The following is a 23,547-nucleotide window of genomic DNA, read 5'->3' on the forward strand; positions in this document are numbered from 1 at the left end:
CATTGGGGCTTAGTGTTGGCGTCTGGGCAACGTATCCCGCAAGTTTCTGGTTGGCTGCCAGACTGTCTTTGGTTAGTAGTACGGTGACGGCCTGACTCTGCGAGTACTTGCGATTACAAAAATTCATCTCGAAGAAATCTAGCGTTTTCCTGCGTCCTTATAAACTTCTCCGCGCTCCCTCTTTCCTACCGCTATCACCGTCACTACCAGTACCTCATCGACGACGCGGTATACCAGCCGATACCCGGCATTACGGAGCTTAATCTTGTATGCATTCCCCAGCCCGTTTAGCCGGTCAGCCGGAACGTGCGGATTTGAGAGTCGCTCCTGCAACTTCTTCTTGAACTGCTCCCTCAATGTTGCGCCAAGCTTTTCCCACTCTTTCCAGGCTTTATCGGAAAATTCCAACTCATAGGTCATCGATAGAAACCTTGATCGTCGGATCGTTTTCTCGTTCGCGGCAGAGGGCAATCAGCTCCATGTCTTCCAGTCGATCCATCATCGCTTCATATTCTTTGGCAGGGACGCAGTAGAAAGCCGGCTCGTTGCGGTTAAGAATCGCGACGGACAAGCCACCACCGGCCGCGACTGTTCCCATCGGGTTTTTCTTGAGTTCAGAAATGCTGGCGACGACTTGCGAAAGCACGATATGCGTCATGACTCTGTTCCTAGAGTGCCTTTAATGGCATTAAAAATAGCACTTTAAGCCGCACGTTACACATTCCTTTTTCTTATAAACTCCACGGCCAAAGCCACATATCCTTGCATCCTGGTGTGCGGATTCCGGGCTGAAATACTCTTCGTTTGAACGATTGCATTCGCGAGCGGGCTCGCTCCCACACTTGACCGAGTCGAATTGGCGAACACAGTCTGATGTGGGAGCGGGCCTGCTCGCGACGGGGCCTTCAGCGGCAGCGCAAAGCTACCCGCCGACAGGTGCCAGCAACACCCGCGTCACCCGCCGCTCTTCAACCGCCATCACCGTCATCCGCCAGCCTTCCCATTCATGGCTGTCACCGATCATCGGCAGCCGATCCAGCACGCTCACCACCAGTCCCGCGAGGGTCTGGTAGTCGTCGGTCGGTTCTGCCGCAAAGCCGGTGTGCTGGCGCACCCGGGCCAGGTTCAACGCGCCGCTGACCATGAACCCGCCCTGCTCTTCAACCACGTCCGGGCCTTCGATTTCGCTGGCATCGGGCAGTTCGCCGGCAATCGATTCGAGAATGTCGGTCATGGTCAGCACGCCGACGAAGTCGCCGAATTCATTGACCACGAAGGCAATGTGGGTCGAGGCCTTGCGCATCTGTTCCAAGGCATTGAGGATCGAGTAGCTGTCCAGCAAGTTGATGGTCTTGCGCGCCAGCTCCTCAAGGCCCGGTTCGTTACCGGCCAGGTATTCCTTGAGCAATTCCTTTTTGTGCACGAAGCCCAACGGTTCATCCACCGCACCGTCGCGAATCAGCGGCAGGCGCGAGTAGGACGAATGCATCAGCCGCGTGCGAATGGTCTCGGCATCGTCGGCCAGGTCGATGTGATCGACGTCGGCGCGCACGGTCATCAAGCTGCGGATCGGCCGCTCGGCCAGTTGCAATACGCCACTGATCATCACCCGTTCACGACGGTCGAACAGTTCCCCGCTGGGCACCTCACCGTTGTCCAGCATGTCGGCGATTTCTTCGCCGACTTCCTCTACCGCCAGCTTGCGCCCACCGAGCAACCGCATCACCGCATGGGCCGTGCGTTCACGCATTGGCCGCAGGCCCTGCATGGACCGCTTGCGGCGAGCCCGGGCGATCTGGTTGAAGATCTCGATCAGGATCGAGAAACCGATGGCGGCATACAGATAGCCCTTCGGAATGTGGAAGCCCAGGCCTTCGGCGGTCAGGGCGAAGCCAATCATCATCAGGAAGCCCAGACAGAGCATGATCACCGTCGGGTGCGCGTTGACGAATCGGGTCAGCGGTTTGCTGGCGACGATCATCAGGCCGATGGAAATGATCACCGCGATCATCATCACCGCCAACTCATCGACCATGCCCACGGCGGTAATCACCGCGTCCAGGGAGAACACGGCATCGAGGACCACGATCTGCGCCACGATCGGCCAGAACATCGCATACGCCGCATTGGACGAGCGCTGGCCGACGTGACCTTCCAGTCGTTCATGCAATTCCATGGTGGCCTTGAACAACAGGAACACGCCACCGAACAGCATGATCAGGTCACGACCGGAGAAGCTTTTGTCGAACACCTCGAACAGCGGCTGAGTCAGGGTGACCAGCCAGGAAATACTCGCCAGCAGGCCCAGGCGCATCAACAAGGCCAGGGACAGACCGATGATTCGCGCACGGTCGCGCTGTTCGGGCGGCAGTTTGTCGGCGAGGATGGCGATAAACACCAGGTTATCGATGCCCAGCACCAGCTCCAGCACGATCAGGGTCAACAAGCCCAGCCAGGCGGTGGGGTCAGCTATCCATTCCATGAAAATGTCTCGATCTCTTCGGTGATTGTCAGAATGCCGGGCATGGCAAGGCGCGGCTCAGAGGCCGTGGGACTGCAATGTCGAAGCTGTTCGGAAGTCGAAAGACCGGGTGTTTCGCGTGCATCAAGAGCGCGAGGTAGCGCGAAGAGGAAGGATAACCGGGAGGCTCCAAGAGGGTGTTCATGCAAGTCCTGAAAGGAAAAAGGCCTTGGAGCATATAGGCGAATGGGACTTTTTCTACAGTCGGAAATCATTACAAAATCTGTAAATCTCTGGATTCCCGTTGTTCCGACGGCCGCCTTCGCGAGCAGGCTCGCTCCCACAATGGATCTTCGGTGTTCATGGAATTATGGCAAAAGGTAAATCCCTGTGGGAGCGAGCCTGCTCGCGAAGCTCTTGCTCTTGCTCTTGCTCTTGCTCTTGCTCTTAACTGTTTCTGACTTGCGCGATATACCTCGCCACCGCCGCCGATTTCTCGAACCGCCGATGAATCAACGACAACCACGAACTCGCCTCACACCCCTTGATCGGCCGGTACAACACCCCCGGCAAACCGACATGCCCGACCACCGACTCGGGTACCACCGCCACGCCCTGCCCCAGGGACACCAGGGCAATCACCGCCACCAACCCGCCCGGCTGCGCCCCCAGTTTCGGCGCAAAGCCACCCTCGGCAGCCACTTGCAAGGTGCCGCTGATCTGTTCCGGCAGGATGAACGTCTCGCCTTGCAAATGCTCCGGGGTAATTTCCGGCAATCGACACAACCAGGAGTCGGTCGACAGCGCCAGCACAAAGCCTTCGGCGACCAGGCGAATGGCCTCGATGCCTTCGGGGAAGGTCATGGGCGAGCGGACGTAGCCAATGTCGAAGCGGCCTTCGACCACCATCGCGGGCAATGACGCCATAGGGCTTTCCCGTACGTTCAGGCTGACGTCCGGACATTCGCGGCTGAAGGCCTGTACCTGTTTTTGCAGCAAGCCCGAGTACACCGCCGACGCCACGTAACCCAGTTCGATATGGCCAATATCCCCGCGCCCGGCACGCTGGGCATTGTGCTGGGCGTATTCGAATTGCCGCACCGTCGCCTCGGCCTCGATCACCAGCGCGGCGCCGGCCTCGGTCAGGCTGACTTCACGTGTTTGACGCACGAACAATCGCGTGCCGAGTTCGTTCTCCATGTCCTGGATCTGTCGGGTCAAGGTCGGCGGGGCGATACCGAGTTGTTCGGCGGCGCGGGTGAAGTTGCCTTGCCGGGCAACAGCCAGGAAGTAGCGGAAATGCCGTATGTCCATCGCTGTATTAGCTCAAAGGTAATGAAATTCCGTTATCCGGCTAACGAAGCCTGCAATCGCCCGCGATAAGCTCACTTCGCACTCACAGTAGGAGCCCTCGCCATGCACGTCAAACCCCTTATTGCGCTCGCGGATATTTGCCTTGCCCAAAAGGCAATCACACCATGAGCCGGGTTAGCCCTCGCCTGACGCTGCTGACGGCCTCTGGCGTCTGTTCGCTGATCGTCCTCGACACCAACATCGTCGCCGTGACATTGCCGACCATCGCCCGGGACCTGGGCGCGAATTTCGCCGACATCGAATGGGTGGTGAGTGCGTACATGCTGGCCTTCGCCGCCCTGCTGTTACCGGCCGGCAGCATCGCCGACCGCTTCGGCCGGCAGAAAATCCTGCTCTGTGGCCTGGGCATTTTCATCCTCGCGTCCATCGGTTGCGGCGCGGCGCCCAACGCGTTGTTCCTCGACATCGCCCGGGCGATCAAGGGTGTCGGTGCCGCCTTGCTGCTGACCTCGGCCCTGGCCTCCATCGGCCATACCTTCCACGATGAAGTGGAACGAGCCAAGGCCTGGGCATTCTGGGGCGCGTGCATGGGCGTGGCGATGACCGCCGCGCCGACCGTCGGCGGGCTGATCACCGAATACATGGGCTGGCGCTGGATCTTCTACCTTAATTTGCCGGTGGGCTTGTTCCTGATGGTGATGGTCTGGCGCGCCGTGCCGGAATCTCGCGACACCCAGTCCGCACGTCTGGACCCTTGGGGCAGCCTGGCCTTCAGTGCGAGTTTGCTGTGCCTGATCTGGGGCCTGATCGAAGCCAACCGGATTGGCTGGAACAACCCGCTGACCTACGCCCGACTGATCGGCGGCGCATTGTTGCTGGGGCTGTTCGTGGTAATTGAACGGCTGCAGCGCCGGCCGATGGTCGACCTGCAACTGTTGAGGCACCCGCGCTTCATCGGCGCGCTGCTGGGCATGTTTGCCTACGCCGGATGCGCCCAGGTAATGATGACCCTGTTGCCGTTCTACCTGCAAAACGGCCTGGGATTCTCCGCCATTGCCTCCGGACTGGGGATGTTGCCGTTCGCCCTGACCATGCTGATTTGCCCGCGCATCGGCGTACGCCTGGCGAGCCGATTTGCCCCAGCCACAATGATGGCGGCCGGTTTGGTCCTGGTCGGCAGCGGTAACTTGCTTAGCGCCTGGGCCGTCAGCAGCGGCGGCTACCTGCCCTTCGCCCTGGCGATTGCCGTGACCGGTGCCGGTGCGGGGTTGCTCAATGGCGACACGCAAAAGAACATCATGGCCTGCGTGCCACGGGAGCGCACCGGCATGGCTTCGGGCATGAGCACCACCATGCGCTTCAGCGCGATTGTGCTGGCCATTGGCGTGTTCGGCGCGTTGCTGTCCAGCCATACCGAACTGTTGTTGCGCACCAGCCTGGCGACACAGGGCGCGCAATGGCTCGACCAGACCCAGGGCATCGCCTCGCGGGTGGTGGCCGGCGACATGACGGCAGCAATGAGCCTGTTGCCGGAAACTGCTCGGCCGCTGGTTGAACCACTGGCTCGACAGGCTTTCGTCGGTGGTTTCAGCCTGCTGTTGTGGGTCGCAGGTTTGTTGGCGTTGCTCGGGGCGCTGGTGGTAGGCACGCTGATGCGCAATCCGATCCCGGCGCCAAAGGCTTTTTCCCTGAGCCTGGAGTAACGGCGATTTATCGTCCGGAGAAGCGCAACCGCGACAACCTGCGCAAATCTCCCGCGAGGTAGTAATCATCGGTCCAGCTGTCATCCGCCGCCAACGGCTGGACCTGCTTGAGCGCCAGTTTTTTCGCGAAGTAGCGAAAGCGATAATGCTCGTAGAACCGCAGCAACTCCAGGCCATAACGGTCTGCCAGGTCGGTATCGCCGCGAATGATCAGGTAATTCTCGTCATTGCCATTGCTGGCCGCCGCGCTGAGGTTGTGGCTGCCGCTGATGATCGTCGGCGCGTCGCTGGTGAAGTCGGTGACCACGGCTTTGGTGTGCACCAGCAGGTTACCCTTCTGGCCTTTCATGTTCTCTCTGAGCCAGCCTTCCAGCCCGGTATTGAGCAATGCGGTGGCGGCGAACTCGGCAGTGCGGTCGGCGTGGAAACCAGTGATGCGGCTGGTGGTGTTTTGCAGGCCGTACCGCAAGATGTCGTCCTCGGGCTGGCCCAGCAAGGCGTTGAGGATATCGTCGGGCAAGGCAAACGCGGTCACGAACAGCACATCCTTTTTCGCGGCGTTGATGATCTCGACAAACGCTTGCAGATCGCCCCGACCCGAGCGCGGAGAGAACCCGCTGAACAAGGGTTGCAGCGAGTCCATCGGGTTATGTTGCGTCAGCCATTTTCGGGTGGCGCCGACACTTTCCGGGTTGGCCCAGACCTGCTCGAAGGTCTCCAGATAGCTGGCGCTGACTCGCGCGTCGTCCAGCACATGCACCACGTTGGCCTGGCGGTACACGCCATTGGCGGTGAAGTTGGTGCTGCCGCAAAGCACCGCTTCGGGCTGATGCTGCCCTGCGGCGTCGAGCCGGCTCAGGACCATGAACTTGTTGTGGAATAGCTTGTGGGTGACTCGCCCGCGTTTACTCGCTTGCGGGATTTTTTCCAGACTTTCCTCGTTCCTGGCGGTGCCTTTATCAGCGGATTTTGCGTGATACAGCACCCGCACCTTCACCCCGCGTTCGAAGGCCGCGTTGATGGCGTCGACAATCACCCGCAACTCGTATTCGTAGATGGCGATGTCCAGTGCCCACTGGCTATCCATGGCACGCTCGATAAACTCCAGCAAGCGCCCGAGCAGACCGTTTTCCAGCCATTGCCGTGGGGCATCGGGCCATGCTTCGATGGGCAGGTTCTTGTTGGCGCTGATCAGCGCGTCGAGGTCGGGGAACTTGCGCTGGAATGCCTGACTGGCGGCCACTGCGCGGTTGAAAATCACACTCTGGTTTTGCGGCAGTCCATTGTCGGAGGTGACCGTCACTTCCAGGTACTCACCCAGCTGCGGCGCATCGGCGCTACCGTAGGCCAGGTGGACTCGATAGTGGATGGTCATCCCCGGATTGACCGCGTAATCGGCCCAGCGAAATTTCTGCAACGGCGCGATATTGCTGGGGGTGGCGCGAAACCGGGGAAACGTATGGACCTTGCCGGGGAAGGTCAGGCTGTTGAACAGAAACAGCCAGGGCTTGCTGCCTTGCTGCTTTTCAATGGCGAAACCCAGCAGACCTTGGCGCCGGGGCTCGGCCAGGTCCATGGCCAACAACACGCCATTGGCGCCGGCATAGGCTTTGACGCGGAAATCATCCTGATGGTTGGCGGCTAGTACACGCACGGTTCACTCCTGTGATGGGTTTGCTTATCGGGCATTGGGCTGCGATACAGGTTGACCGGGATGATCCGATACCGAGGTGATGCCTTCGCGAGCAGGCTCGCTCCCACAGAGGACTTGTGAATGCCACGGATCAACTGTTGGAGCATGCTCGCGAGGGGGCCGCTCCCACAGGGGACTTGTGAACGCCATGGATCAATTGTGGGAGCGAGCCTGCTCGCGAAGAGGCCAGCTCAGGCAACAACGAAATCAGCCAGGAACCAGCTCGTCGATATGTCGATAATCTGCACCCAACCCGCTCGCCAACACCTTCGCCCGCCCAAGACGAATCGGCCCTCGCTCAATGTCAATCAACAGTCCCGGACAATCAAGCGTCGGCAACATCGTGAAGTCTTTCAATCGGCCATCGGTCACCAGCAACAGTCGCTGTCGCTCCGCCGGAAAACGCTTCTGACGGGCGGCCAGCCAGCGTCCCGCCTCACCCAGCGCTGCCAGTAAGGGCGTGCCGCCGCCCGCTCCGAGGCCATCCAGCCAGGTACGCAAACCGGTGGACGCCTTCAACCCTTGCACTTGCCATTCCGGTACCTGACCGCTGGCGGTCAGCAAGGCCAGGCGCGCGCGCTGGCGGTAGGCGTCGTCGAGCAGTTGTGCCAGCAGGCCCTTGGCATCGCTTAACGCCTGATGACGGCGGGTCGAGGCCGAGGCGTCGACGATTACCAGCCACAGTTCATGGGGGGAACGGGTACGCAGGTGGAACAGCACATCGTCGCGCTGACGCGGGCGGCCATTGAGCAAGGTACCCGGCCAATTGATCGAGCCGTTGCGCGCGGCGTGGCGCTTGCCTTGCTTGCCGTGGTCCAGCCGTCCGGCCCGGGGTCTGGCATTCGCCCCCGCGTCAGATCGGGGGCGAATGCCTAGGGCTTTTTTGGCCAGCTCGGCACTTCACGGCGGGCGCCGACCGGCAATGCCTGGGCGGGCATTTCGCCCCATTGGCCCTGGCCTTCCCCAGGGTTGGAATGCGGGCCAGCCTGCGGTTGATTGTGTTGTGGCGCAGGCGGCGCCTGTTCGCGACGGCGGTGGCGCAGGGCGAACTCGGCGACGGCGTCGATATCTTCCTCGGCAATGGCGTTCGCACCTCGCCAGGCAGCATGGGCACGCGCCGCACGCAACCAGACCAGATCGGCGCGCAGGCCATCGACACCCGCGGCAAAACAGCGCTCGGTAATCTGCGCCAGTGCCTGATCGTCGAGGGGGATGCTCGCCAGTGTGCTGCGCGCTCTCTGGCACCGCTCACGCAGCGACTGCTGCCGGCTTTCCCACTCGGCGCAGAAATTGTGGGGATCGCTGTCGAAATCCAGTCGCCGGCGAATGATCTGACCACGTTCGGCCGGCACTGTGTGACCGCTGAGGGCGACGTTCAAACCAAAGCGGTCGAGCAATTGCGGACGCAGTTCGCCCTCCTCCGGGTTCATGGTGCCGATCAGCACGAACTTCGCCGAATGCCGATGGGAAATGCCATCGCGTTCGATCAGGTTGATGCCGCTGGCGGCCACGTCGAGCAACAGGTCCACCAGGTGATCGGGCAGCAGGTTGACCTCATCGACGTACAGCACACCGCCGTCCGCCTTGGCCAGCACGCCCGGGGAGAATTGCGCGCGACCTTCGCTCAGTGCGGCGTCGAGGTCGAGGGTGCCGACCAGGCGTTCTTCGGTAGCGCCCAGGGGCAAGGTGACGAATTGACCGCTGGCGAGCAGGTCCGCCAAGCCTCTGGCCAGGGTTGATTTGGCCATGCCGCGCGGGCCTTCGATCAGCACGCCGCCGATTTTCGGGTCGATGGCGGTGAGGTAGAGGGCGAGTTTCAAGTCGTCGGCGCCGACCACGGCGGAGAGGGGGAAATGCGGGGTGTCGGTCATCTTTAATACTCGGTCATGGTCGGTGATCCATCAGCAGCACCTTAATCCCTGTGGGAGCGAGCTCGCTCCCACAGGGTTTTGCGGCGCATTAGCTGTCTTCTTCTATATCAAGCAACAAATTCTCCAGCGCCTCGCGGTACTCCCCCGGTTCCTGCCACATGCCCCGCTGCTGCGCTTCGAGCATGCGCTCGGTCATGTCGCGCAGTGCATGGGGGTTGTGCTCGCGAACAAAATCCCGGGTCGCCGGGTCCAGCAGATAAGCGTCCGCCAGCAGTGCGTACTGGTGATCGTCAATCAACTGCGTCGTAGCGTCGAAGGCAAACAGGTTGTCGACCGTGGCCGCCAGTTCGAACGCGCCTTTATAGCCGTGGCGCTTCACGCCGTCGATCCACTTCGGGTTGGCCGCCCGGGAACGGATCACCCGGTTCAGCTCTTCCTTCAAGGTGCGGATCTTCGGCAGGTCAGGCTGGCTGTGATCGCCATGGTAACTGGCCGCCGCTTCGCCGCTGAGGCTTTCCACGGCGGCGAGCATACCGCCCTGGAATTGGTAATAGTCGTTGGAATCGAGCAAGTCGTGCTCGCGGTTGTCCTGGTTTTGCAGCACTGCTTGCACTTGGCTCAAGCGCTGGGCGAACTGTTCACGGGCGGCGGTGCCTTCGTCGGAACCGCCATAGGCGTAACCGCCCCAGTTCAGGTAAACCTCGGCCAGGTCCTGCCGGCTTTGCCACAGCCGACCGTCGATCGCGCCTTGCACGCCCGCACCGTATGCACCGGGTTTGGCACCAAAGATGCGCCAACCGGCCTGGCGGCGCGCGGTCTCTTCATCCAGCCCCGATTGCAGCAGCGTTTCACGCTCGGCGCGGACCTTGGCCGCCAACGGGTTGAGGTCGTCCGGCTCGTCGAGGGCGGCGACCGCTTGCACGGCCGCGTCAAACAGGCGGATCAGGTTGGCAAAGGCATCGCGGAAGAAGCCGGACACGCGCAAGGTCACGTCCACCCGCGGACGGTCGAGCACGCTCAGCGGCAGGATCTCGAAATCGTCGACCCGCTGACTGCCAGTGGCCCAGACCGGCCGCACGCCCATCAGCGCCATGGCCTGGGCGATGTCGTCACCGCCGGTGCGCATGGTCGCGGTGCCCCAGACTGACAGGCCGAGCTGGCGCAGGTGATCACCGTGGTCTTGCAGGTGCCGTTCAAGCATCAGGTTCGCCGACTGGAAACCGATGCGCCACGCGGTGGTGGTCGGCAGGTTGCGCACGTCCACCGAATAGAAGTTGCGTCCGGTCGGCAGCACGTCCAGGCGCCCGCGGCTGGGTGCACCACTGGGGCCGGCCATGACGAAACGACCGCTCAAGGCATCGAGCAGACCGCGCATTTCCGCCGGGCCGCAGGCATCCAGACGGGGGGCGACGACCTCGCGCAGGTTGTCGATGATGGCGCTCACGTCAGACCAACTTACCTCCTGTGGGAGCAAGCCTGCTTCCTGTGGGAGCGAGCTTGCTCGCGATAGCGGAGTGTCAGTCGACATTGATTTACCTGACACACCGCTATCGCGAGCAAGCTCGCTCCCACAGGGGCCGGGGTTGGCTTGAATAGGGTTGGGTAGCTCGAACTCGGTACCCACTGTCTGCGAAATCAGTTGAGCGGCGAACAGTTCCAGGCGTTCGCGGGTATCGCCGGCCGTGCGCCAGACTTCATTGCTGAGCACTTTTAGCTGTTCGGGTTGCGGCCCGGCCCAAGGTTCTGCCAGCGCACAATCCAGCGGATCGAACCCCAGCTCGAATGCCTTCGCCAAGGCCCGCAGCACACTCGATTGCGCCCCTCGCCCGTCGCCACGGGGAATCCGCAGCAGGGCCAGCAAGGTATCAATGCGCAAACGCCCGATCGGCGACTCGCCAAACACGTGCAGGCCATCGCGGATCTGCGACTCTTTCAAGTCACACAGGTAGGTGTCCAGACGCGGCAGCCAGATCGCCGCATCGGCATCACTGTCCAGTTGTTCATCCAGCTGCAGTTCGCGGTCGATGTGGCTGTCGCGCACCAGTTGCAGAATGTCCCGTTGCAACTCCCGGGCGCGGCGCGGATCGAGCAATTGCGCTTCGTAATATTCGTCGGCCAGCAACTCGAGGTTGCGCAGCGGCCCGTAGGTTTCGGCGCGGGTCAGCGGCGGCATCAGGTGATCGATGATCACCGCCTGGGTACGGCGCTTGGCCTGGGCGCCCTCGCCCGGGTCGTTGACGATAAACGGATAGATGTTCGGCAGCGGCCCGAGCAGCGCATCCGGCCAGCAATTTTCCGACAGGCCGACGCCCTTGCCCGGCAGCCATTCGAGGTTGCCGTGCTTGCCGACATGAATCACGCCGTGGGCGCCATAGGTGTTGCGCAGCCAGAAATAGAAGGCGAGATAGCCGTGAGGCGGCACCAGGTCCGGGTCATGGTATACCGCGCTCGGATCGACCTGATAACCCCGGGCCGGTTGAATGCCGACGAAGGTCAGGCCGAAACGCAACCCGGCAATCATCATCCGCCCGCCGCGGAACATCGGATCGCTGTCGGGGCCGCCCCAGCGGTCCAGCACGGCCTGGCGGTTGGCGGCGGGGAGCGCGTCGAACATCAGCTGATAGTCGTCCAGCGCCAGGCTTTGCTGGCATGGACGCTGGTCGAGGGTGTCGAGGTCGTTGCTGACGCCGCCGAGCAATTGCTGGATCAACGCGGTGCCGCTGTCGGGCAATTCGGCCGGTAACGGATAACCTTCGTTGTGCAGCGCACGCAGGATGTTCAGCGCGGCGGCAGGCGTGTCGAGGCCGACACCATTGCCGATGCGACCATCGCGGGTCGGGTAGTTGGCCAGGATCAGCGCAATGCGTTTCTCGCCATTGGGCACCCGGGCCAGATCAATCCAGCGCCGTGCCAATTCGGCGACGAAATCCATGCGCTCCGGTTGTGGTCGATAACACACCACGTCCGACTGACTGCGCTCACTGCGCCAGGCCAGGTCCTTGAAACTGATCGGCCGGCTGATGATCCGCCCGTCCAGCTCCGGCAGCGCGATGTGCATCGCCAGATCCCGCGGTCCGAGGCCCTGCTCGCTGGCGCGCCAACCGGGCTCGTTGTCTTGCGCGCAAATGGCTTGAATCACCGGAATGTTGCGGCGAAACGGCCGCAACTGCGGCGCTTCGGGGCTGGACTGGGCGAAACCGGTGGTGTTGAGAATCACGCTGGCAGCGACTTCATCCAGCAGATCCTCGACCACGGTCAGGCAGCCGGGCTCTTTCAAACTGGCCACGGCAATCGGCAGCGGGTTAAGCCCCGCCGCCTGCAAACGCTGGCAGAAAACATCGATGAAAGCGGTATTCGCCGCCTGCAGATGCGAGCGGTAAAACAGCACGGCCGCTACCGGTTGATCGGCCTGCCAGTCGGCTTGCCAATCCTTCAGTGCGGCGGGGCTTTTTTGTGGGTGGTAAATCGCGGTGCGCGGCAGGGTCTGCGGCTCGGCCCAGGCGTAGTCGCGATCCAGCCAACGATCGGCGAGGCAGCGAAACAGGTCGAGTGCGTTGGCCATGCCGCCCTGACGCAGGTAATGCCAGAGTCGGTCGCGGTCTTGCGCAACCACGGTGCTCAGGTCGCTGAGCTCCGGGTCCGGACGATCATCGCCCGGCACCAGAATCAGCTGCGCACCGCGCCCGGACAACTCCACCAGCCGCTCCACGCCGTAGCGCCAATAGGCGATGCCACCGTGCAGCGAAATCAGAATGACCTTGGCGTGACGCAATACTTCGTCGACATACAGGTCGACCGAGGCGTGATTCTGCACCTGCATCGGGTTGGCCAGGCGCACGCTCGGGTAATCGTCCGGTAACTGCTGCGCCGCTTCGGCGAGCAGCGCCAGGCTGGAGTCGCCGCTGCACAGGATCACCAGCTCGGCGGGGGTCTGTCCAAGGTCGGCAATATTGTCATCCGACACGAAACCGCCGGGCTGGGTCCTGAGCAGGTGCATGGCTTAAACGCTGAGTGCGGCGCGCAATTGCGCTTCGAGCAGCGCGGCATCCAGCTCCTGGCCGATCAACACCAGACGCGTGGTGCGGGCTTCTTCGGCGCCCCACTGACGGTCGAAATGCTTGTCGAAGCGTGTGCCCACGCCCTGGATCAACAGGCGCATCGGCTTGCCCGGGATCGCGGCGAAACCTTTGACGCGCAGGATGCCGTGCTGGACCACCAGTTGGGTCAGGGCATCCAGCAGCAGGCTTTCGTCAGCTGGCGGCAGTTCGATGGAGATCGAATCGAAGGCGTCGTGGTCGTGATCGTCCTCGCCTTCATGGTGATGGTCGTGATGGCTGTGACGGCTGTCGATGTGCTCTTCGGAACCGGCACCGAGGCCGATCAGTACGTCCAGTGGCAGGCGGCCGCTGCTGGCTTCGATGACTTTCACCGCTGGCGGCAGTTCTTCGGCGACTTCCAGGCGCACCCGGGCCAGGTCTTCAGGGCTGATCAGGTCGGCCTTGTTGAGGATCACCAGGTCGGCGCTGGCCAGTTGGTCGGCGAACAGTTCGTGCAGCGGCGATTCGTGGTCCAGGTTCGGGTCGAGTTTGCGCTGGGCGTCGACCTGGTCCGGAAATGCGGCGAAGGTGCCGGCGGCGACCGCCGGGCTGTCGACCACGGTGATGACCGCGTCAACGGTGCAGGCGCTGCGGATTTCCGGCCACTGGAAGGCTTGCACCAGCGGTTTTGGCAGGGCCAGGCCCGAGGTTTCGATGAGGATGTGGTCGAGGTCGCCGCGACGGGCCACCAATTCGCGCATCACCGGGAAGAATTCTTCCTGGACGGTGCAGCACAGGCAGCCGTTGGCCAGTTCGTAGACACGGCCGTTGGCTTCTTCTTCAGTGCAGCCGATGGAGCACTGTTTGAGGATTTCGCCGTCGATGCCCAACTCGCCGAACTCGTTGACGATCACCGCAATACGGCGACCCTGAGCGTTGTCGAGCATGTGCCGCAGCAAGGTGGTCTTGCCCGAGCCGAGGAAGCCGGTAACGATGGTGACGGGGAGTTTGGCCAGTGTTTTCATCGGATGCCCTTTGGCAAGGTGGCGGGCATACGGGACGACAATCGCTGCGACAGGCGCGCGCAAGAGTTCCGCCACCGGATCACCCCGCCCGGTTGTAGTGAGAATCTGTGTCGAGGCAGGTCTCCTGGCTGACGGTGTGCCAGTCGTTCGACTGGCGTTTGCTGCGCCTTCCCGCGAACCCGTTGCACAGGGTTTGCAGTGGCGTGGCAGCGAAACATCACCGTTCACAGTTGCGGGGGCAGCCGCGGCATCGACCGCGTTCCCTTCTTAGCTTCGGCAGACGCCGAAGAACCTCGAAAGCGCAAGGCTACGCATGGTATGGGGGCGGGTCAATGTCTTGTGGCGTCCGCACCGGCCCCTTCGCCGGCAAGCCGGTCTCGCTCCCACAGGTGACCGCATTCCCATGTGGGAGCGAGCTTGCTCGCGAAGGGAGCGATTCGGCATCCAAGTGAGAACCCATGCCAATTGACGCCCAACCCCCGCCCATGCTCTCCTACACGCCTTGTTACGGGTGCCCTTCACAGGGTGAAACGGGAAACCGGTGAATCATGTGCTTTACTCAAGGCCATGTCAGTCCGGTGCTGCCCCCGCAACGGTAAGCGAGCGAAGCGTCAGATCCACTGTGCCAGCAGTCCGGCATGGGAAGGTGACGCTTGCAGGTTCAGGCGACAGCCTGCGCCCCTCGTGAGCCCGGAGACCGGCCCGCAACATCAGGTGAACGTCATGTTCACTGAATAACAAACCCGCGGTGGGCGGGCGCTGTTGAGCCTCTGCGCGCCTGATGCGCAGGGATCTTCCATGCGCTCTATTCACCCGCTGACAGACCAGAGGGAAGCGCCATGTCGATCATCAGCAGCACCGGCAGCAACACAGACAAGAGCACCGCCAGCAGCACCACGACCCTGACTCAACGCCTGACCGCCGCCGCCTGTGCGTCGATCCTTGGCGCAAGCCTTGTGTATTTCGCCGGTTTCTCGCACATCGAGGCGGTGCACAATGCCGCCCACGATACCCGTCATAGCTCCGCTTTCCCGTGCCATTGAGACCTGCCGACATGATCAAGCGTATCGCGCAAACCGCGGGTTTCACCGGGCTGCTGGCCGCCCTGTTGCTGACCCTGCTGCAAAGCTTCTGGGTTTCGCCGCTGATTCTGCAGGCGGAAACCTACGAAAAATCCGAGCCGGCCGCTGTTGAAGTGCATGAGCACGCCGCGGGTGCTGTCGCCGCCCATTCCCACGATGCCGAAACCTGGGAGCCGGAAGACGGCTGGCAGCGCGTGTTGTCGACCACCGGCGGCAACCTGGTGGTAGCGGTCGGTTTCGCCTTGATGCTTGCCGGTCTCTACACCTTGCGCGCCCCGACCAAAACCTCTCAAGGCCTGCTCTGGGGCTTGGCCGGCTATGCGACCTTCGTGCTCGCGCCGACCCTCGGCCTGCCGCCTGAACTGCCGGGGACTGCCGCGGCCGATCTGGCGCAACGGCAGATCTGGTGGATCGGCACTGCCGCCTCCACCGCGGCCGGCATCGCCTTGATCGTGTTCAGCCGTCACTGGCTGATGAAGATCCTCGGCGTGGCCATTCTCGCCGTTCCACACGTGATTGGCGCGCCGCAACCAGAAGTGCATTCGATGCTCGCTCCGGAAGCGCTCGAGTCGCAGTTCAAAATCGCTTCGCAGCTGACCAACGTCGCGTTCTGGCTGGCCCTGGGCCTGATCAGCGCCTGGTTGTTCCGCCGCAAGAACGATGGCCAGTACCACGCATGACTGATACCCGCACAGCGCCGACCCTGGTGGTCGGCCTGGGCTGCCAGCGCGGCTGCCCGGCCAGCACGTTGCGGGCGCTGCTCGACCAGGCGTTACAGGCGCATCAAATCGGACTTCACCAGATCAAGGCCCTGGCCAGTATCGACCTGAAGCGCGAAGAACCTGGCCTGATCGAACTCGCCGAACAACTCGCGCTGCCGCTGATGTATTTCAGCAGCGCACAATTGGCCAGCTATCAAACGCAACTCAGCCACCATTCGGACATCGCGTTCGAACGCACCGGCTGCTACGGCGTAGCGGAAAGTGCTGCCCTGGCCCTGGCCGAACAACTGGCCCAGGCGCCAGTAAAACTGCTGATCTCGCGACAGAAATATGCCCAGGCGACCCTCGCATTGGCCGGCGCTGCATAAAATCCCCGATAATCCCCTCCTCGATCATGAGCAATCTTCATCTGAAGCCTTGCCCAGCCCATTTTTTCACAGGAACCGACGATGACTGTCTATTTCATTGGCGCCGGTCCCGGCGACCCGGAACTGATCACCGTCAAAGGCCAGCGGCTGATCCGCAGCTGCCCGGTGATCATCTATGCCGGCTCCCTGGTGCCCGCCGCCGTGCTCGAAGGTCATCAGGCCGAACAGCTGGTGAACAGCGCCGAACTGCACCTGGAACAGATCATCGAACTGATCAAGAGTGCCCATGCCAAGGGCCAGGATGTGGCGCGGGTGCATTCCGGCGACCCGAGCCTGTATGGCGCCATCGGCGAGCAGATTCGCTACCTGCGTGAACTCGGCATTGCCTTTGAAATCATTCCCGGTGTGACCGCGACAGCGGCCTGTGCGGCACTGCTGGGTGCGGAGTTGACCTTGCCGGATGTATCACAGAGCGTGATTCTGACCCGTTACGCCGACAAGACGACGATGCCGGCCGGTGAAGAGTTGGGCAGCCTGGCGCAACACGGGGCGACCATGGCGATCCATCTGGGGGTCAATCATCTGCAGAAGATCCTGGTCGAATTGCTGCCGCATTACGGTGCGGATTGCCCGATCGCGGTGATTCACCGGGCGACCTGGCCGGATCAGGATTGGGTGGTGGGGACGCTTGAGGATATTGCCGGGAAGGTTGAGGCGAAGGGGTTTCGGAGGACGGCGTTGATTCTGGTGGGCCGGGTGTTGGGTAGCGATCACTTCAGTGAGTCGTCGCTGTATCGCGCCGGGCATGCGCATTTGTATCGGCCATAGGGCCCCTTCGCGAGCAGGCTCGCTCCCACAGTTGATCGCATTTCAATGTGGGAGCGAGCCTGCTCGCGAAGGCGTCAGTGAATTTCACCCATAAAAAAACGGCACTCACGGGTGCCGTTTTTTCATGTCGCAGCGAACACCTTAGTAGTAGGCGTTTTCTTTCTGCGTGTGGTCAGTCACATCACGAACACCCTTGAGCTCGGGAATACGCTCGAGCAGCGTGCGCTCGATGCCCTCACGCAGCGTGACGTCTGCCTGGCCGCAGCCCTGGCAGCCGCCGCCGAACTTCAGCACGGCGATGCCGTCCTCGACCACATCGATCAGGCTGACCTGACCGCCGTGGCTCGCGAGCCCCGGGTTGATCTCGGTCTGCAGGTAGTAGTTGATACGCTCGTTGATCGGGCTGTCGGCGTTGACCATCGGTACTTTGGCGTTTGGCGCCTTGATGGTCAGCTGGCCGCCCATGCGGTCGGTGGCGTAGTCGACTACCGCGTCGTCCAGGAAAGCTTCGCTGAACGAATCGATGTAGGCGGTGAAGCTTTTCAGCCCCAGCGCCGTGTCTTCAGGTTTTTCTTCGCCCGGCTTGCAGTAGGCAATGCAGGTTTCGGCGTACTGGGTGCCAGGCTGGGTGATAAAGACGCGGATGCCGATACCCGGCGTGTTCTGCTTGGAGAGCAGATCGGCCAGATAGTCGTGGGCGGCGTCGGTAATGGTAATAGCGGTCATGGAAACTCCTCGCAGGCTTGGGCGCAGTTTACGCCAATCAACGCGCCGGACAAAGTCCTAGTATTTTTGTCGGGAAAGTGCGGGTCTGGCGGCGCGCCAACATGAGCGAGATTCATGCAAAACCGCGACATGCTCCAAAACCGCACAGGTTTGCTATCATCCCGGCCCTTCGTCATGGTCTTTCCGAGTAGTCCCAATGTCCGATCGCAGTGTTCGCCTTCAAGCTCTCAAGCACGCCCTCAAAGAGCGCATCCTGATACTCGATGGCGGCATGGGCACGATGATCCAGAGCTACAAGCTCGAGGAGCAGGATTACCGCGGCAAACGTTTCGCCGACTGGCCGAGCGACGTCAAGGGCAACAACGACCTGTTGATACTGACCCGCCCGGACGTGATCGGCTCGATCGAGAAGGCCTATCTGGATGCCGGCGCCGACATTCTGGAAACCAACACCTTCAACGCCACCCAGGTGTCCCAGGCCGACTACGGCATGCAGGACCTGGCGTACGAGTTAAACGTGGAAGGTGCCCGCCTGGCACGCCAGGTGGCGGACGCCAAGACCCTGGAAACACCTGACCGGCCGCGCTTCGTCGCCGGTGTTCTCGGTCCTACCAGTCGTACCTGCTCGCTGTCGCCGGATGTGAACAACCCCGGCTATCGCAATGTGACCTTCGATGAACTGGTGGAAAACTACACCGAGGCCACCAAGGGCCTGATCGAAGGTGGCGCCGACCTGATCCTGATCGAAACCATCTTCGACACCCTGAACGCCAAGGCCGCGATCTTTGCCGTACAAGGGGTTTACGAAGAACTGGGCGTCGAGTTGCCGATCATGATTTCCGGCACCATCACCGACGCTTCGGGCCGCACCTTGTCGGGTCAGACCACCGAAGCCTTCTGGAACTCCGTGGCCCACGCCAAGCCGATCTCGGTCGGGCTGAACTGCGCCCTCGGTGCCAGCGAATTGCGCCCGTACCTGGAAGAGCTGTCGAACAAGGCCGGCACCTACGTCTCCGCGCACCCGAACGCCGGCCTGCCGAACGAATTCGGCGAGTACGACGAGCTGCCGGCGGAAACCGCCAAGGTTATCGAAGAATTCGCCCAAAGCGGCTTCCTCAACATTGTCGGCGGTTGCTGCGGCACTACGCCTGGCCACATCGAAGCCATTGCCAAGGCCGTGGCCGGTTACGCACCGCGCGAGATCCCGGAGATCCCCAAGGCCTGCCGCCTGTCGGGCCTGGAACCCTTCACCATCGATCGCAGCTCGCTGTTCGTCAACGTCGGCGAACGCACGAACATCACCGGCTCCGCCAGGTTCGCCCGGCTGATTCGTGACGACAACTACACCGAAGCCCTGGAAGTCGCCCTGCAGCAGGTCGAAGCCGGCGCCCAGGTGATCGACATCAACATGGACGAAGGCATGCTCGATTCGAAGAAGGCCATGGTGACCTTCCTCAATCTGATTGCCGGCGAGCCGGACATCTCCCGCGTGCCGATCATGATCGACTCCTCCAAGTGGGAAGTGATCGAAGCCGGCCTCAAATGCATCCAGGGCAAGGGCATCGTCAACTCGATCAGCATGAAGGAAGGCGTCGAGCAGTTCATTCATCACGCCAAACTGTGCAAGCGCTACGGCGCCGCCGTCGTCGTGATGGCCTTCGACGAAGCCGGCCAGGCCGACACCGAAGCGCGCAAGAAAGAAATCTGCAAACGCTCCTACGACATCCTGGTCAACGAAGTCGGCTTCCCGCCGGAAGACATCATCTTTGACCCGAACATCTTCGCCGTGGCCACCGGCATCGAAGAACACAACAACTACGCTGTGGACTTCATCAACGCCTGCGCCTACATCCGTGACGAACTGCCGTACGCACTGACCTCGGGCGGCGTGTCCAACGTATCCTTCTCGTTCCGTGGCAACAACCCGGTGCGCGAGGCAATCCACTCGGTGTTCCTGCTGTATGCGATCCGCAACGGCCTGACCATGGGTATCGTCAACGCCGGTCAGCTGGAGATCTATGACCAGATCCCGGCCGAACTGCGTGACGCCGTTGAAGACGTAGTGCTCAACCGCACCCCGGAAGGCACCGACGCCCTCCTCGCCATTGCCGACAAGTACAAGGGCGACGGCAGCGTCAAGGAAGCCGAGACCGAAGAATGGCGCGGCTGGGACGTCAATAAACGTCTGGAGCATGCGCTGGTCAAAGGCATCACTACCCACATTGTTGAAGACACCGAAGAATCCCGTCAGTCGTTCGCCCGGCCGATCGAGGTCATTGAAGGCCCGTTGATGTCCGGCATGAACATCGTCGGCGACCTGTTCGGCGCCGGCAAAATGTTCCTGCCGCAGGTGGTGAAATCCGCCCGGGTAATGAAGCAGGCCGTGGCGCACCTGATCCCGTTCATCGAACTGGAGAAAGGCGACAAGCCGGAAGCCAAGGGCAAGATCCTGATGGCCACGGTCAAAGGCGACGTGCACGACATCGGCAAGAACATCGTCGGCGTCGTACTGGGCTGCAACGGCTACGACATCGTCGACCTCGGCGTGATGGTGCCGGCCGAGAAGATCCTGCAAGTGGCCAAGGAACAGAAGTGCGACATCATCGGCCTGTCCGGCCTGATCACCCCTTCGCTGGATGAAATGGTCCACGTGGCCCGCGAGATGCAGCGCCAGGACTTCCACCTGCCGTTGATGATCGGTGGCGCGACCACCTCCAAGGCGCACACGGCGGTGAAGATCGAACCGAAGTACAGCAACGATGCGGTGATCTACGTCACCGATGCCTCGCGCGCCGTGGGCGTGGCGACGCAGTTGCTGTCCAAGGAGTTGAAGCCGGCATTCGTCGAGAAGACCCGCCTGGAATACATCGAGGTCCGCGAGCGCACCGCCAACCGCAGCGCCCGAACCGAACGCCTGAGCTACCCGGCGGCCATCGCCAAGAAGCCGCAGTTCGACTGGAGCACTTACACGCCGGTCAAACCGACGTTTACCGGTGCCAAGGTGCTGGACAACATCGACCTGAAAGTCCTGGCCGAATACATCGACTGGACGCCGTTCTTCATCTCCTGGGACCTGGCCGGCAAGTTCCCGCGCATCCTTAACGATGAAGTGGTCGGTGAAGCTGCCACCGCGCTGTACGCCGATGCCAGGGAAATGCTCGCCAAGCTGATCGACGAAAAACTCATCAGCGCGCGTGCGGTGTTCGGCTTCTGGCCAGCCAATCAGGTGCGCGACGATGACATCGAGCTCTACGGCGACGACGGCAAGCCACTGGCCAAGCTGCATCACCTGCGCCAGCAGATCATCAAGACCGATGGCAAGCCGAACTTCTCCCTGGCCGACTTCGTGGCACCGAAGGACAGCGAAGTCACCGACTACGTAGGTGGTTTCATTACCACCGCCGGGATCGGCGCCGAAGAAGTGGCCAAGGCTTACCAGGATGCCGGCGACGATTACAACTCGATCATGGTCAAGGCCCTGGCCGACCGTCTGGCCGAGGCCTGCGCCGAATGGCTGCACCAGCAGGTCCGTAAGGATTACTGGGGTTACGCCAAGGACGAGACGCTCGACAACGAGGCGCTGATCAAGGAGCAGTACACCGGCATCCGCCCTGCTCCGGGCTACCCGGCCTGCCCGGATCACACCGAGAAAGGCACGTTGTTCGCACTGCTCGACCCGCAAGCCAGCGAAATGCAGGCAGGCCGCAGCGGGGTGTTCCTTACCGAGCACTACGCGATGTTCCCGGCGGCAGCGGTCAGCGGCTGGTACTTCGCTCATCCGCAGGCGCAATACTTCGCCGTGGGCAAGATCGACAAGGATCAGGTACAGAGTTACACGTCGCGCAAAGGCCAGGAGCTGAGTGTGACCGAGCGCTGGCTGGCGCCGAACCTGGGCTACGACAACTAAGATCAAAAGATCGCAGCCTGCGGCAGCTTTTACACGGGTGTACACATAACCCTGTAGGAGCTGCGGTGCGGCGATCCGACTTGCCAGCGAAGGCGCCCTCGAATACGACGAAAGGCTCGAAAGCCAAACCCTGTGGCCAGCAGAGATCCCCTGTGGGAGCGAGCCTGCTCGCGAAGGCGGTGTATCAGTCCACGAAAGTGTTCAATGTTACGGCCCCTTTCGCGAGCAGGCTCGCTCCCACATTTGCTTTGTGCATGCCGTGGATTGTCTATGCTTAGCTCTCACACATTGCTGACGAGGGGTTTATGGACGATCCAGTCGACAACAACAAGCCGCCCACCTTCTGGCAGATGCTGCACAGCGTCATGGCCGCGGCGTTCGGGGTGCAGAGCGGGAAGAACCGGGCCCGGGACTTCACTCACGGCAAACCCAGCCATTTCGTGATCCTGGGGATTGTGTTCACGGCGGTGTTCGCCCTGACCCTGTTCGGCATCGTCAAACTGGTGCTGCATCTGGCGGGGATTTGATGCCTGATTCAAGGCAAATGACTCAGTGCAGCAGGGTTTGCAGGCTGAACGGGTAGCGATACGACGCCGGTTGCCCCTTGGCCGAGAGCTTGTGAAAATCCACGCCGTAATCCTGCCTTGCGCCCAGCGCCAACAGTCGCCTGGCCTGTGCCCGATCGATCAGTTGCAGTAACGGAATCTGCTGGTCGCGGCCGCCGTACTGACCGAAATCCACACCCTGATCGTAGTCATGCAACTGCACGAGGGCCCAGCCGCCCAGACTGAAATGCCCACCCAGCAGCACGCTCAGCCGACCGTCCAACAGCGCTTGCAAGGCAGCGGGTGAATGGTTGATGGTACCGAACAGTGCGTCTTTTCCAGGTTCGCCACCGGCGTCGGCGTAGGCTTGCATGGCCCCCAAGGCCATTTCGTCATTGGCCGTCCAGACCAGCGAAGCTTGCGGATAGCGCTTGAACAGCAATCCGGCCTGCTGGTAGGCGCGCTCCCGGGTCCAGCCGCCATACACCAACTGGCGCAATCGCACTTCAGGGTGCTCGGCCAGGGCGCGCATCATGCCCTTCTCACGCAACTGTGCCGCCGGCGTGACCTTCAGACCGGAGAAAGCCAGTAGCTCGATGACCTGACCGGGGGCGACCGGGCGATGCTGGCGAATCAGCTCCTTGAGCATCAGGTAGCCGCCCTCCTCGTCGTTGGGCACCAGGCTGCCCAGCCAATCGGGGTATTTTTCAGGTTGCGAGCCGAGCAGGTTCATCTGGTCCGGGGTCAGCGCGTTATTGACCATGAACAGCTTCACGCCACTGCCCTGCGCCAGACGCAGGATTTCGAAGGCGACGTACTGCTCGTTGACGAACACCAGATAGTCCGGCCGGTCTGGCCCTTGCAGGGCTTCACGAGCCTGCTTGAGGGTGTTTTCAGGTATCCGCTCGGCGTACTGAATGCGCAAGTCCATCGCCAGGTCCCTCGCCGCGGCCTGCATGAACTGCGAGTAACTGACCCAAAAAGCTTCCCGGGTGGTTCCCGGATTCAGGAACAGCACCGAGGCTGCCTGGACACAAGGTGCCATGACCGTACCCAGCGCCAGTAATACGCTACAGAAAAACTTCAACATTGATCGTCCGGGCCCCGAAAATTCGCCGCACATTTTAGCCAGCGACCTCCCGCACATCGGCGTTTATTCCACTTGTCGTCCGACAACCGTCGGAGCGAGCCCGGAGGAGGCCTTTATTGATGACTGACCCAGAATACCGCGGTGCCCACGACCAGGATGATCAGGAACAGAATCG

At 61.8% G+C, this 23,547-nt stretch carries 18 protein-coding genes and 2 riboswitches; of the genes, 7 read left to right on the top strand and 11 right to left on the bottom strand.

What is annotated here, in order from left to right; translation table 11 throughout:
• Positions 1–138: 138 nt before the first annotated feature.
• The 4 genes from ACA067_RS17955 to ACA067_RS17970 all read right to left on the bottom strand — a co-directional run bounded on the left by ACA067_RS17955 (position 139) and on the right by ACA067_RS17970 (position 3,775).
• Positions 139–420, bottom strand: coding sequence for a type II toxin-antitoxin system RelE family toxin (locus ACA067_RS17955; RefSeq protein WP_497457810.1), 282 nt, complete (start codon positions 418–420; stop codon positions 139–141).
• A complete protein-coding gene (locus tag ACA067_RS17960) occupies positions 410–658 on the bottom strand; it encodes a type II toxin-antitoxin system Phd/YefM family antitoxin (RefSeq protein ID WP_497457811.1) in 249 nt (82 codons plus the stop codon). The genes ACA067_RS17955 and ACA067_RS17960 overlap by 11 nt, the downstream gene beginning before the upstream one ends.
• Before the next feature lie 264 nt (positions 659–922).
• The gene (locus ACA067_RS17965) at positions 923–2,482 is read right to left on the bottom strand and encodes a TerC family protein (protein ID WP_497457812.1); all 1,560 of its coding nucleotides are present in this window, start codon (positions 2,480–2,482) and stop codon (positions 923–925) included.
• 426 nt (positions 2,483–2,908) lie between these two features.
• Positions 2,909–3,775 carry a LysR family transcriptional regulator gene (locus tag ACA067_RS17970; RefSeq protein ID WP_497457813.1) on the bottom strand — a complete coding sequence of 289 codons (867 nt, stop codon included), beginning with the start codon at positions 3,773–3,775 and terminating at the stop codon, positions 2,909–2,911.
• Between the two features lie 164 nt (positions 3,776–3,939).
• Between ACA067_RS17970 and ACA067_RS17975 the strand changes: the two genes are divergently transcribed.
• A complete protein-coding gene (locus ACA067_RS17975) occupies positions 3,940–5,478 on the top strand; it encodes an MFS transporter (RefSeq protein ID WP_497457814.1) in 1,539 nt (512 codons plus the stop codon).
• Between the two features lie 7 nt (positions 5,479–5,485).
• Here the strand turns inward: ACA067_RS17975 and ACA067_RS17980 are convergent, their stop codons facing one another.
• The 5 genes from ACA067_RS17980 to cobW form a co-directional block, all read right to left on the bottom strand.
• Entirely contained in the window at positions 5,486–7,132 is a 1,647-nt protein-coding gene (locus ACA067_RS17980; RefSeq protein WP_497457815.1) for a phospholipase D-like domain-containing protein, read from the bottom strand.
• A gap of 246 nt (positions 7,133–7,378) precedes the next feature.
• Complete coding sequence (locus tag ACA067_RS17985; RefSeq protein ID WP_497462798.1) at positions 7,379–7,990, bottom strand: vWA domain-containing protein; 612 nt, start codon at positions 7,988–7,990, stop codon at positions 7,379–7,381.
• Between the two features lie 53 nt (positions 7,991–8,043).
• Positions 8,044–9,042 (bottom strand): magnesium chelatase ATPase subunit I, encoded by a 999-nt coding sequence (locus ACA067_RS17990; protein ID WP_497457816.1) that lies wholly within the window; start codon positions 9,040–9,042, stop codon positions 8,044–8,046.
• Between the two features lie 88 nt (positions 9,043–9,130).
• Positions 9,131–13,039 carry a cobaltochelatase subunit CobN gene (gene cobN / locus ACA067_RS17995; RefSeq protein ID WP_497457817.1) on the bottom strand — a complete coding sequence of 1,303 codons (3,909 nt, stop codon included), beginning with the start codon at positions 13,037–13,039 and terminating at the stop codon, positions 9,131–9,133.
• Positions 13,040–13,042: 3 nt separating this feature from the next.
• The gene (cobW, locus tag ACA067_RS18000) at positions 13,043–14,104 is read right to left on the bottom strand and encodes a cobalamin biosynthesis protein CobW (RefSeq protein WP_497457818.1); all 1,062 of its coding nucleotides are present in this window, start codon (positions 14,102–14,104) and stop codon (positions 13,043–13,045) included.
• A gap of 97 nt (positions 14,105–14,201) precedes the next feature.
• Positions 14,202–14,415: riboswitch (cobalamin riboswitch) on the bottom strand.
• Positions 14,416–14,596: 181 nt separating this feature from the next.
• Positions 14,597–14,824: riboswitch (cobalamin riboswitch) on the top strand.
• 119 nt (positions 14,825–14,943) lie between these two features.
• Here cobW and ACA067_RS18005 point away from each other — a divergent pair.
• The 4 genes from ACA067_RS18005 (at position 14,944) to cobM (ending at position 17,104) form a co-directional block, all read left to right on the top strand.
• Positions 14,944–15,147 (top strand): CbtB domain-containing protein, encoded by a 204-nt coding sequence (locus ACA067_RS18005; protein ID WP_150744995.1) that lies wholly within the window; start codon positions 14,944–14,946, stop codon positions 15,145–15,147.
• A gap of 11 nt (positions 15,148–15,158) precedes the next feature.
• Positions 15,159–15,866 carry a CbtA family protein gene (locus tag ACA067_RS18010; RefSeq protein WP_497457819.1) on the top strand — a complete coding sequence of 236 codons (708 nt, stop codon included), beginning with the start codon at positions 15,159–15,161 and terminating at the stop codon, positions 15,864–15,866.
• Positions 15,863–16,276, top strand: coding sequence for a cobalamin biosynthesis protein (locus tag ACA067_RS18015; RefSeq protein WP_497457820.1), 414 nt, complete (start codon positions 15,863–15,865; stop codon positions 16,274–16,276). The genes ACA067_RS18010 and ACA067_RS18015 overlap by 4 nt, the downstream gene beginning before the upstream one ends.
• Before the next feature lie 81 nt (positions 16,277–16,357).
• A complete protein-coding gene (gene cobM, locus ACA067_RS18020) occupies positions 16,358–17,104 on the top strand; it encodes a precorrin-4 C(11)-methyltransferase (RefSeq protein ID WP_497457821.1) in 747 nt (248 codons plus the stop codon).
• 141 nt (positions 17,105–17,245) lie between these two features.
• Here the strand turns inward: cobM and nfuA are convergent, their stop codons facing one another.
• Entirely contained in the window at positions 17,246–17,830 is a 585-nt protein-coding gene (gene nfuA / locus ACA067_RS18025; protein WP_046048486.1) for a Fe-S biogenesis protein NfuA, read from the bottom strand.
• Positions 17,831–18,026: 196 nt separating this feature from the next.
• Between nfuA and metH the strand changes: the two genes are divergently transcribed.
• A complete protein-coding gene (metH, locus tag ACA067_RS18030; RefSeq protein WP_497457822.1) occupies positions 18,027–21,737 on the top strand; it encodes a methionine synthase in 3,711 nt (1,236 codons plus the stop codon).
• 305 nt (positions 21,738–22,042) lie between these two features.
• Entirely contained in the window at positions 22,043–22,264 is a 222-nt protein-coding gene (locus ACA067_RS18035) for a DUF2970 domain-containing protein (protein WP_138967253.1), read from the top strand.
• A 22-nt stretch (positions 22,265–22,286) separates the two neighbouring features.
• Here ACA067_RS18035 and ACA067_RS18040 read toward each other — a convergent pair whose 3' ends face one another.
• Positions 22,287–23,372: an ABC transporter substrate-binding protein gene (locus ACA067_RS18040; protein WP_497457823.1), complete on the bottom strand. Its 1,086-nt coding sequence runs from the start codon at positions 23,370–23,372 to the stop codon at positions 22,287–22,289.
• Between the last annotated feature and the right edge of the window lie 175 nt (positions 23,373–23,547).

Source organism: Pseudomonas sp. LBUM1674 (assembly GCF_059695635.1).